This is a genomic window from Flavobacterium chryseum (genome assembly GCF_004362015.1).
Classification (GTDB): domain Bacteria; phylum Bacteroidota; class Bacteroidia; order Flavobacteriales; family Flavobacteriaceae; genus Flavobacterium.
This window is the reverse complement of the sequence record NZ_SNWW01000001.1, coordinates 376,945-389,262: the sequence shown is the minus strand read 5'-3', so window position 1 is coordinate 389,262 and position 12,318 is coordinate 376,945. Positions and strand designations below refer to the sequence as shown.

The following is a 12,318-nucleotide window of genomic DNA, read 5'->3' as shown; positions in this document are numbered from 1 at the left end:
ACTTATATTTTTGTTACTCTCAAATAACAATAATATACTATGACTAAAACATTAAAACTACTAATTGTTTTGTTTCTTATCCTGAATACGCAACACTTTTATGCTCAGGAAATTACAACTACAAACAAAGCACAGATTGCAGCAGAAAAAAGAGCTGCAAGAGATGCTCAGAGATCAGCTGACGAATATCACAAAAAGCTCGATGACGATCAGGATAAACTGAAAGATGAGCAGGCAAAATTAAAAAAAGAACAAAAGAAGCTTGAAAAAAGTCAGAAAGAATTAAGGAATTCTGAAAAAGACATTAAAGACAATGAAAAGAAAATTGCGAAATTAGAATCTGAAAATCAAAAGATTGATGGAAAATTAAAATCGCTTTCTGAAGAAGACTCTCAAAAACAAAAGGTAAAAATAAAAGAGAATGAGCTTCAAATTCAAAAACTAAAATCAAAACAAGTCGATCAGCAAAAAAAGCTGGACAAACTTAGAGCTCAAGTATAAAACAAAAAAAATCCGATACGCTGGCGTATCGGATTTTTTGTTTATCGTGGAACAATTTTCGCGTTTTGGGAAAGGATTTCTTTTCCGCTTTGTGTTATAATCAATCTCGCGGGAGGCGAATTTTTTTCGCCCAAAACTATTATGTGACATTCATAAATATAATTGCCTTTTTTAAATTCAAAATGTTCATTTCCACCCGTTCCGTCCTGAAACCATTTTCCGTTAGTTATCACTAAATCAGGTTTTTCACTCATCGATTGTTTAAGAGACCAGGATGCATATCTGTAATTATCATTTCCTAAATCATCAATTCTAATCTTGAATTTAGAAGTTTCTAAAACATATTGAGGTTCTTTAAATTTGGCGATTGAAGGATGTAATTTTCCTTTCTCACTAGAAATTAATTTCTGTTTAAGCGCCGCTTCCGTTTTCGACTGATAGTTAATACTAATTAAACGGCCATCCTCATCTATCCAAATACTGCCTTGATTAAGCATAATTCCTCTCCAACCCATTTGTGACCAGTCTTTTGCCGGATTCGATTTAATGATTTCATTTTTCAGCGTAACATCAAAAATGTCATTATATCTCTTTAAGAAATCCGCTTTATTTTTAATCGCCGGAATTGGAGAATCTCGTTCTAAAGGATACTTAATGATATTGGCAACAGCCTCTTTCCTTCCATTCTTTACATTATCAATAAACGTTTTAATAAATTTTTGATATTCCGGTTTTAAATCCTGAGCAGCAAGATTTTGAACTGAAAAAACAAGCAGGGAAATGTATATTAACTTTCTCATCTTTTTCTATTTTACATAATGTTTTTTGGATAATTCCAAATTTTAAATTTCTTATTCCAGACCCAAGTTACAAAATCTAAAATCTAAAATCTAAAATCTAAAATCAATTATCAGTTTATGCTGGCTTTGAACATTTTGAGTTCATCCCAGGTAAATTCATCTCCGTGTTTTTCTTTTAAGCCGTTTAATGATTCTTCCTGATAGAATTGAAAAGCTTCTCGAAGCGCCAGGATTTTATCATAAGGCAAAACATCAGAAATCTCGACTTTCTTAGCCTGAATCAATTTAATCAAATGCGTTTCTATAGTTTGTGGTGTAAGTTTCCGAATTCTGGCAATATCCTGAATCGAATTTTTTTCGAGCCACAAATCGTGTGTTTCTTCGACAGTTGTTTTTTTAACGGATTTCGAATCGCTTTTATCCAGTTTTCTGGCCGTATATCGCACTACGGGATCTTCTGATTTGAAAATATCCGTATTGGTCATATTAAATTCCTCCCGAATCTTGTCAACCTTATCTAATTTGTAGTTTTTAATCGCTGTAGACGACAATTTCTCTTTACAGATGGTTTCGCCTGCCACGATAATTTCTATTAGCAATTTGGCCTTCATTAAGCGTAAAACAGCTTTAGTTTGCAAATCATCCAGAAAAGCCAACTCTTCGTAAAACTCTTTTACTTTTTTGAATTTCTGAATTTCAGCCATTTTATTCAAAAGATCTGTAACCAATTTGTCCATCGGTTTAAAGAAGTAATCATAAGCCGCTACTACCCTTTCCTGAACAAAAAACAAGTCAACAGTTTCTTTATTGAAAATTTTATTAAGCTGATGTACGAATTTCTGAGATGGATCTACAAGCGAATCTATTATCTCAAGACGTTTGTGCGCCCAAACGGCATGTTTGGCTTTTTCTGAGTTTACCGCATTTTCATTGTAACTAAAACGATGATTTCGCCATTCTTGTGCTAAATCTGCCCAATTAAAACTGTTAATCAAATAGTTATGAATAAAATTTTTGGTCTCAAAATGCAAAGAGTTTTTCAGAACATCCTCTGTTGCTTTGTTTAAAGCGTAATCCATAACATCCTGATCATTCGAAATGCCATTCATTTGCAGCGGAGAAAGCAAAATAAGCCCGTTTAAAGAAGTTAAACGTGACAATGCTACATATGCCTGTCCGGGTAAAAAAACCTGCGATACATCGAGCGCAGCTTTCTCAAAAGTTAAACCCTGGCTTTTATGAACCGTAATGGCCCAGGCTAACTTTAGCGGATAATGTGCAAATGTGCCCAAAACCTCTTCTTCTACTTCTTTGGTAAGATCGTTTACTTTGTAGCGAATATTTTTCCACTCGTATTTCTCGACTTCAATAGTTTTGTTCTCTTCAGGGAAATGAACAAAGATTTCTTCGGGCGAAAGCGATTTTACAACGCCCATTTTTCCGTTAAAGTATCTTTTTTCAAAAGATAAATCGTTTTTAACGAACATTACCTGTGCACCAACCTTCAGTTTTAGATTTTCTTCGACAGGAAATATTTTTTCGGGAAAATCGCCAACGACAAAAGGTTGAAATGAAAATTCATTTCCGGCTAAATCATTAATTGCCTGCTCGTTCATCGAATCGGCTTTGGCATTGTGCGTTGTAAGCGTTATATAACCTTTGTTGTTTTTTAAATCAAAATCAGGCTGCACATACTGGTTTAAAACCTGAATATCCTGCTGTGTAATCTGATTATTTCTAAGATTGTTTAAAACTGAAATAAAAGCATCATCGGTTTGTCGGTAAATTTTAGATAATTCGATGTAAAGTGGTGGATTTTGCTGAATTACATGCGAATGAAAAAAGAATTTCCCTTTGTAATAATTACGCAAGGTTCTCCATTCTTCATCCCTGATTACAGGCGGCAATTGTAATAAATCGCCAATAAAGAGTACCTGAACTCCTCCAAAAGCATGCGAATTTCTACGAACAGTCTGCATCATAAAGTCAATCGCATCAAGTAAATCAGCACGTAACATACTGACTTCATCAATAATCAAAAGCTCCATGTTTTTGATCACATTACGCTTTACATTGTTCATTTTGAAGTGTCTGCGTAGTGTTTCTTTGTTTTCAAATTTTACCGTTTCAGTAAACTGAGAGGCTTCATCGTACGTTGGAATAAAAGCCGAAAACGGCAATTGAAACATCGAGTGAATCGTTACCCCGCCGGCATTCAGCGCAGCAATTCCTGTTGGCGCCACCACAACTGTATTCTTATGTGTTGTAGCGATAATTTCACGTAAAAGTGTTGTTTTTCCTGTACCGGCCTTACCCGTAAGAAAGATAGATTTTTGCGTTTGATTGATAAATTGTAAGGTGTAAGCAGCAGCTTCTGAAACGTTTTGCATTATGAAATGTATTGAAAAACTAAAAGTATGGTGTTTTTATAAAAGAAAAAAACCTAAATCTGAGTAGATTTAGGTTTTTAAGTAGTTTAGTTAGTTTGGTAATTATTTTTTTGCCTCTTCACCTTCTTTAACTGCTTTTGTTTCTGTTTTTGGTTCAGCTTTGTATTTATCATTCAAAGCTTTAATGATGTCTTTTGTGATATCATATTTTTCTTCTGCATATAAAACAGTTGCAGCATCACCAGTTCCGTAGATATAAGAATAACCGTTTTTCTTACCGTATTCCTTGATGAATTTTTTAACTCCACTTACTAGAGAATCCATTTCAACACCACTTTCTTGTTGCAATTGCTGAGATAATTGTTGTTGAGCATAACCCAGTTGTTGTTCTCTTTTTTGCAACTCTGCACCTCTTTGTTGCGCCCATTGCTGGCCGTTAGCCTGTGCCTGACTTTGAAAATTAGCAGCGTCTTGTTTAAAACGAGTAATTTCCGCTTGCAGCTGTCTTCCTTTTTCTTCTGCTTGAGCTTTATATTTAGCTTCAAGGTCTTTTGCTTCAGTGTACTCTTTCATTAAAACTGAAGTATCAACGTAAGCTGTTTTTACTTCCTTAACTTCTGCTGTTTTACCACATGAAACAACCAAAATTGAAAGTGCGATAATTACTAATGCTTTTTTCATTTTCTAAATTTCTAATTTTTTTAAAGTAATAAAGACAAAAATATAAAAAAATAAATAGCATCAACATAAAGTTTAGAAAATGCTATAATTTTATGATATTGATTTTATTTATGGATCAAAAAATAACTATAAAACAACGCTATCAAAACCGGCTTTCATAGCTTTTATTAGAGAAGACTTCTTGAAAAAGACGATATTTCTCCTGCTTAAAACCGAAAAAGTCTTGGAAACACGCTTATTTTACGTTTTAGTTGTTTTTTAAGACATAAATGTGAGATGAATACTCTTTTGTCTTGCCGGCTTTTAAATTTGATCGTAAACCAACAAAAAAAGCGCTGATGTAATTCATTTTTCCAGTTTTATATTTTTCAGATAAAAGGCTCACGTAAAAAGAATCAAATTTCATTGGAAGTACTTTTTCCAACTTCATGTCAACTTTTTCAAAAAGCAACTGAATAGCTTTTTTCGAAAAATGCCAAAAATGAATCGGCACATCAAAAGCTGCCCAAAACTCATTATAATATTTTGCGTCGTAAGATTTAAAATTTGGAACCGCAACAATTAATGTTCCAGTTGGTTTTAGTAAACGCTTTAATTCCTGAATTTGTAATTCTAAATTTGGAACGTGTTCTAAAACGTGCCACATTGTAATCACATCAAAAGAATTATTTTCGAGAGTACTAATTTCATCCACAAAAGAAATTCCTTTTTGTGTTGCAATATTTTTTGCTCTTTCGCTTGGTTCAACTCCAATAGTTTCCCAACCGTCATTTTTCGCTGTCAATAAAAAATCTCCTGTTCCGGCACCAATGTCTAAAATTTTTCCTTTTTGAGATTGTTCACTGTTGATCAGATTCAATTTATTTTTGATCGCAATGTTTTTTACAAAATGATATGCTTTTTCAAATAACGAACGCTTGTTATCTGTGTGCGAAATATAATCTTCGCTTTCGTAATATCTTCCTAAATTTTCAAGATCCGGTTGCGGAGATGTAATCAACATATCTAAATTTTCGTCGTAATACAAATCGAAAATTTCTTTTGAAACAGAATGGTCTTTTACAGTAAGAAAATGTTTTTTATTTAAAACGTCCATTTTTTATTTTAAGTGTTTTGGTTTAATTTTATAGCAAACCCTAAAAGTGAAAATTATCATTTTTAGGGTTTATTTATTTTTATATTTTTTGTTATATTTATCTTTTCCAATTTATTTTTACTCCTGACATTTTTTCGTTTTCAATTCTTATTTCTGTCAAAATTGTAAAACCGTTTTTGATATAAAATGGCATTGGAGATTTATAAAAAGTTGCATTTTGCTTTTCTTCATTTTCATGATCAATAACCCAACCATTCAAACTTGCATTGTTCTTTTTTAATTCATTAATCAAAAGCGAACCATTTCCTTTTCCTTGTATTTGAGAATCTAGAATTATTGCAAACCAATCTTCCTCTTCTCTCAAAAAAGTAAAAGCCCAACCATTAATTCTATTCAAATCATCAAACAGTAAATAATGTTTTGTGTTTTGAAGACCATTCAAATACAATTCAAAATCTGCCATCGTTTTACAATTCAATCTTGCTGGATATTCTTCATTCCAAAGTTCGCGTAAAACTTCTTTTTCTTCTAATAGCAAAACCTCTTTTTGAACAATTCTCATACAATGAAATTTAGAATTAGTTTTTTGTCATTCCGAGGAACGATAATTATAATGCGTTATCTTAAATCCGTTTCACGTGGAACAAAATAATTTCCAGACTTAGATTTGATGATCCAGAATCAAATAGTTTCACGTGGAACAATCCAAATCAAAACAACAAATTATGCCTTCCACACAAACAATCTAAATCTAAAATCTAAAATTCTATCTTCCCATATAAATCAATAAAACCGAAATATCACTTGGTGATACTCCGCTTATTCTTGAAGCTTGAGAAATAGTTACAGGACGAATCTTGCTCAATTTTTGTTTTGCTTCAATCGACATTGATTTAATTTTATTATAATCGAAATTCTCCGGAATCTTTACTTCTTCTAAACGAGTTAGTTTGTCAGCGTTGTTTCTTTCCTTTTCGATATAACCTGAATATTTAACCTGAATTTCGGCTTGTTCTAAAATCTCCTGATCAACATCATTTGATTCTATGTATTCTTTTACTTTTTCAAATTTCATCATATCCTCCAAATCAATTTGTGGACGTGAGAATACTTTAAACATTTTATCACCTTGTGTAATCGGAGCTGTTTCTTTCGCTTCTAAAATAGGATTTGTTTCTGCTACCGAAACGCTAGTTTCTCTGAAAAATGCAACCATTTTTTCAGACTCGTTTAGTTTCTTTTCCATTCGGCGTAAACGCGCTTCAGATGCAAGACCAATTTCATGCGACATTGGCGTTAATCTAAAATCGGCATTATCCTGACGAAGCAAAGTTCTATACTCTGCTCTTGACGTAAACATTCTATATGGTTCTTCTGTCCCTTTTGTAATTAAATCATCGATCAAAACTCCGATATAAGCTTCATCACGTTTCAAAATTAACGGCGCTTTTTCATGCACTTTTAAATGCGCATTTATTCCGGCCATCAAACCTTGTGATGCTGCTTCTTCATATCCTGTAGTTCCATTAATTTGTCCGGCAAAATATAAACCTTCAACTAACTTTGTTTCCAAAGTATGTTTCAATTGCGTTGGCGGAAAGTAATCGTATTCGATTGCATAACCTGGACGAAAGAATTTCACTTTCTCAAATCCGGCAACAGAACTCAACGCTTTAAATTGAATGTCTTCCGGAAGCGAAGTTGAAAATCCGTTTACATAAACCTCACAAGTATTCCAACCTTCCGGTTCAACAAATAACTGGTGACGTTCTTTATCTGCAAAACGATTTATCTTATCTTCTATCGATGGACAATATCTTGGACCGAGACTTTTGATTCTTCCATTGAACATTGGCGAACGATCAAAACCTTCTCTCAAAATATCATGAACCTGCAATGACGTATAGGTCATATGACAAGATCTTTGATGCGTTAATGGAACCGTTAAATCCGAATAAGAAAACTTATCCGGTTTCGCATCTCCTTTTTCTTCGTTCATTTTCGAATAATCCAAAGAACGTCCGTCAACTCGTGGCGGCGTTCCTGTTTTCATTCTTCCTGATTCAAATCCAACTTTTACTAAATCTTCGGTAATTCCAGTTGCAGCACTTTCTCCTGCTCTTCCTCCTCCGAATTGTTTTTCTCCAATATGAATCAAACCATTCAAGAAAGTTCCATTTGTCAACACCACAGATTTAGAACGAATCTCAACTCCCAACGAAGTTCTGATTCCTTTAATCTTTCCATTCTCAATAATCAAACCTTTCACCATCTCTTGGTAGAAATCCAGATTTGGAGTTCCCTCCAACATCATTCTCCATTCTTCAGCAAAACGCATTCGATCACTTTGAACTCTCGGCGACCACATTGCTGGTCCTTTTGATTTGTTCAACATCTTGAATTGAATTGCAGTTCGGTCTGAAACAATTCCTGAGTATCCTCCGAGCGCATCAATCTCACGCACAATTTGTCCTTTTGCAATTCCACCCATCGCTGGGTTGCAAGACATCTGAGCAATGTTCTGCAAACTCATTGTAACCAATAAAGTTTTGGATCCTAAATTTGCGGCCGCTGCCGCGGCTTCAGAACCTGCATGACCTGCACCAACTACAATAACATCGTATTCTTCTAAAAACATCTTATTTTCTATTCTCTGGGAAACCGTTTAAGTCAGCTCTCAGAATTAACTTTATATTCTTTTGTTCCACGTGGAACAGCAACAACTATATGTAAATTCCAATTTGAAATTCCAAACTCCAAATTTGAAAACCAAGTGTTCCACGTGAAACACTTCGATACAAATTTTAAAATCTAAATTTTTCAATTCATGTGTTCCACGTGAAACAATTATTTCAAATCTAGATTTTTTGAAATGAAGTTCAAAAAATACAAACTAATGTTTCACGTGGAACATTTGGGATTTGAATTTTATAATTGAATTTATTTCTATTACTGTTCCACGTGAAACATTGCGATTTTCTCGTCTTCTTTCGAACGCATTAATTCAGCATCAGCATCTGTTTTGTCTTTGTATCCACAGTAATGTAATATCCCGTGAGCGAGAACTCGTTTTAATTCATCTTCAAAAGAAACATTAAAATCGTTTGCATTATCTTTTACTCTTTCAACAGAAACAAAAATATCGCCGTTTAATTCGTTTCCAACGGTGTAATCAAAACTGATAATATCTGTTAATGTATCGTGATTTAGATATTCTACATTTATCTTATGAAGATATTCATCGTCACAAAATATGTAATTTATGTCTCCTTCGTTTTTGTTTTCAGAAACAATCACAGCACTCAACCAATCAGAAAAGGCTTGTTCATTATCTAAAGTAAATTCGGTTTCGTAATTAAAGTCGATCATTTTGTATTGAAATATTCTTGAACCTTTTGATTAAAATTCGAGCGCAAAGGTAGTGATTGTCTATTTAAAATCTCCACACTGTTTAAATATTCCAATAACGAGCTTGGTAAAGCATTCGAACGATTGGTAAATTCAGATTTGTTAGTTTCAGATTCTCGCTTCGTATCCTGACCTTGTTGCTGAACTGCGTTGTTCAGTTTTAATAATTCTTGTTGAATATTAAGTATGCGTTGTAAGTTCTCATTTTTAAAACCTTTGTTTAAAAGTTGCTTTTCTGATTGTTTCATTTGTTCTAAAACAGATCTGCCCTGAGCATCCAATCCTTTTTTAGCTAACTCTTTTTGCAAAGCTTCACGAAGTTTTACTTGTTCTTTATAAATTTCCATTATCGCTTCAGCATCTCCTTCGCCATCATTTCCGTCTTTTCCATCATTTCCTTTTTCACCAGACTGGCCTCCTTTTCCGTCTTTACCCTGACCACTTTTACCTTGACCATTTCCTTGTCCTTCTTTTCCCTGACCTTGTTTCCCCTGTCCTTCTTTTCCATCTTTACCTTCTCCACTTTTACCACTTTGACCTTGGCCGGGTTTATCTCCTTCTTTCATTCCTTGCTTCATCTTCTCTCCTAAACCTTTTTGCTTTTGAATAATATCCGGTAATTGCATTCCTTGACCGTCACCAGGTTTTGGTTTTCCTTGTCCAGGTTTAGACATCGACATTTGCATATTGTTTAATAAATCACTTAAAAAATCGGCTAGCTTATTTGCAGATGAAGTTGCATATTGCTGATGCGAAACTCCCTTTGGAACCTGAACATCGGTTAGCGTTTCAATTGCTTTGTCAATATTATACTGAACATTTCCAATTTCTTTCGTTACATCTTCAGCCACTTTTGGATTACGCAATGACAATGCAAACAAACTATCATCAACGTGTTTGAACTGTTGTTTTAAATTCTGTTGAATTTTAATATTCTTAGTATAAGCCGAAGAACCTAATTTCATAGATTTAAATTGTTTCATCACATCTTCCTGAGACAATGAATAGGCTAAAAGGTTATCCAGAATCTGACGCAACATGGCAACGTCTTCTTCTAATTGTTCCTGATCGCCGCCTTCCATACTTGACTGCATTTGCTGTGCCATGCTTTTCATTTTCTTGGCTGCACTTTTTTGTTTTGGCTTAGCCGAAGAAGTATTCTTTTTACCTAATTCTTCAGAAGCTTTTTTAAAATCATCATCTAAATCTTTTTCTTTTGAAGCATCTGATGGAATATTTATAGGAGATTTTAATGTTTTATTTTCTTCTTTCAGGTCTTTTAAATCTTCCTGAATTTTATCAAAAGCTTTATTAATATCGTCTTGTTTCTCTTTGGTGTTTTCTTTCTCTTTATTCGAAAGCTGTTCTTGTTGTTCTGAAAGTTTATCTAATTTCTCGCCAACCTGCTCTGCCTTTTTCTCTACATAAAAACGTTTGGTTAGTTCAACCAATTGCTCCAGATTACGAGATTGGTTTTTGCTAATTTGTTTGAATTTTTCCATCTTATCAAACAACTCTTCGCTGTTCAATTTATCGTTTAAGTTTTTTAATTCATCCAATAACTTTTGGTTTTTCTCTAAATCTTTATCGGCATTCTCTAAACGTTTTTGTAAATCATCAGCTGTTTTATCTTTCTTTTCAGATTTGAATTTATCCAAATTCTGATTCATTTTCTTCGCAAATTGCTTCATCAATTCGTCTTGTTGTTTCTGACGTTTGATAAAATCATTGATTTTCTGTTGGTCTTTAAACTCTAAATTTTCTTTTTCTTTTCCGGTATTTTTAATTTTATCCATTTCAGAAAATTGCTTTTCCTGATTCTTTAAGGATTTAGACAAACTGTTTATATTGTTATTTTGTTGTTGTAATTCTAGATCCTGAACTTCATCTGTAGTTGAAACCCGATCTGAAAAAACAGAAGATTTTGTACTCTTAAAACCATGCGGCGCATCATTATCAAAAACTTCAAAATAGTATTCATAAGATACTCCTTCTTCCACAGGTAAATTACTCGGGAAAGAAAAAACGAACTGATCAAACACTGCTTGTTTTACAGGAATGGTTCCACGCTTGGCAGTGTTGGGTTTGTTGCGTTCGTAGAATATAACTTGCAATTTTGATAAACCATAATCATCACCTAACCTTCCCAAAACATAATTCTTATCTAACTTTAAACTGTCCGGAGCGGGGCTAACTGTTATCGATGGATGCTGATCTTTAATAACAGATAACTGATAATCTAGTTTCTCGTAGTTTTTAACCTTATTATTTGAAGTAAGGATTTGATATTCTGTATTCTGACTTATATTTTTAGCCAATTTAAACTCATTTTCTGCTTTATTGAACTTCAAAGTTGCATTTTCATCTTTCCAAACAATTTCCTGGGTCGATTGCGTATTCATTCTCCAGGTTACCAAAGTTCCTTCTGGCACAATTGCATTTCCTGTACCCTGAATTGTTTCTGATTTCTTTTTTAAATACGATGGAAAATTTAATACCATTTCGAAGTTGGCAATTGACGGAACAGTGATTACTTTCAATTCATATTCCTGAGATGAAACTGAATTTCCTTCGAAAGAAAATGAAACATTCTCTACCGGTTTTTCAATCTTGAATTCAAACTTTCCGGGTTGAGAAGATTCCATAAAATAACTTTCATCACCAATATGAATCATTACATTTTCTGGAACAATGTTTCCAATTGATTCCATTTTGATAACGAAATCTTTGTTCTGTTCTGTTTGTAAATTTTGATTTAGGACAACAAATTTGAAAGGAGCCGGAGGTAAAAACGTAGCATTAAAATGCACTACTCTATTCAAACTTTGAGAAATGATATTACTATTTCCCGAAATATAAAACACAGCAAAAAGCAAAATTGGAATTAAAGCCAATGGTAAATACTTTCTGTTTGAATTAAAGTTGATGGCATTTCCAAAAGGAATTGGCTGCAATGAATTTGCTTTTTGTTCGATTGAAGCTAACATCAACTCAGAACTTTCTGCTGAATTCTCAGAAGCTGAAAGCTGTAAAAAGTTAGTTAACTTATCACTTACTTCTGTAAAATGATTCCCGATAATTGCCGAAGCCTGATTATAATCAATTCCTTTTTGAAGTTTGAACAACTTAAAAAGTGGGAACAAAATTAATCGAAACAAAAGGAAAACTTCTACTCCAATAAACAACCAAAATAAAAGCGTTCTTCCTAATGGTTTTAACCAAAGAAAGTACTCAATGAAAAGCGTGAATAAAAAATAAATTAATCCAAAACCGGTAAAAAGAAGTATTCCTTTTATCAATTCGTTGGTATAATATTTTTTAATAAAAGTCTCTAACTTTTGATATATGGCAGATGTTGTTTTCAAGTTGAATCTGTTTTAATTATAACCCATAAAAGTAGTAATTATAACTATTCAAATTTCAAAAATCAATTGCAATGACA

General features: G+C 33.3%; 9 protein-coding genes. 1 reads left to right on the top strand and 8 read right to left on the bottom strand.

Features of this window, described 5'->3' with window-relative positions; genetic code table 11:
* Positions 1 to 39 precede the first annotated feature (39 nt).
* Complete coding sequence (locus EV143_RS01680; RefSeq protein WP_133506255.1) at positions 40 to 501, top strand: hypothetical protein; 462 nt, start codon at positions 40 to 42, stop codon at positions 499 to 501.
* A gap of 41 nt (positions 502 to 542) precedes the next feature.
* On the opposite strand, the gene EV143_RS01675 is transcribed toward EV143_RS01680, so the two are convergent.
* The 8 genes from EV143_RS01675 to EV143_RS01640 form a co-directional block, all read right to left on the bottom strand.
* Complete coding sequence (locus EV143_RS01675; protein ID WP_133506254.1) at positions 543 to 1,301, bottom strand: hypothetical protein; 759 nt, start codon at positions 1,299 to 1,301, stop codon at positions 543 to 545.
* A gap of 110 nt (positions 1,302 to 1,411) precedes the next feature.
* Positions 1,412 to 3,691: a helix-turn-helix domain-containing protein gene (locus EV143_RS01670; RefSeq protein ID WP_133506253.1), complete on the bottom strand. Its 2,280-nt coding sequence runs from the start codon at positions 3,689 to 3,691 to the stop codon at positions 1,412 to 1,414.
* A gap of 102 nt (positions 3,692 to 3,793) precedes the next feature.
* Positions 3,794 to 4,372, bottom strand: a complete 579-nt coding sequence (locus EV143_RS01665) for an OmpH/Skp family outer membrane protein (RefSeq protein WP_133506252.1) — start codon at positions 4,370 to 4,372, stop codon at positions 3,794 to 3,796.
* A 247-nt stretch (positions 4,373 to 4,619) separates the two neighbouring features.
* Positions 4,620 to 5,468 (bottom strand): class I SAM-dependent methyltransferase, encoded by an 849-nt coding sequence (locus EV143_RS01660; RefSeq protein WP_133506251.1) that lies wholly within the window; start codon positions 5,466 to 5,468, stop codon positions 4,620 to 4,622.
* Between the two features lie 97 nt (positions 5,469 to 5,565).
* Positions 5,566 to 6,030, bottom strand: coding sequence for a hypothetical protein (locus EV143_RS01655; protein ID WP_133506250.1), 465 nt, complete (start codon positions 6,028 to 6,030; stop codon positions 5,566 to 5,568).
* A gap of 204 nt (positions 6,031 to 6,234) precedes the next feature.
* A complete protein-coding gene (gene mnmG, locus EV143_RS01650; protein WP_133506249.1) occupies positions 6,235 to 8,106 on the bottom strand; it encodes a tRNA uridine-5-carboxymethylaminomethyl(34) synthesis enzyme MnmG in 1,872 nt (623 codons plus the stop codon).
* Positions 8,107 to 8,417: 311 nt separating this feature from the next.
* Positions 8,418 to 8,837, bottom strand: coding sequence for an rRNA maturation RNase YbeY (ybeY, locus tag EV143_RS01645; RefSeq protein WP_133506248.1), 420 nt, complete (start codon positions 8,835 to 8,837; stop codon positions 8,418 to 8,420).
* Entirely contained in the window at positions 8,834 to 12,241 is a 3,408-nt protein-coding gene (locus tag EV143_RS01640) for a DUF4175 family protein (protein WP_133506247.1), read from the bottom strand. Before EV143_RS01640 ends, ybeY begins: the two co-directional genes overlap by 4 nt.
* Positions 12,242 to 12,318: the final 77 nt, after the last annotated feature.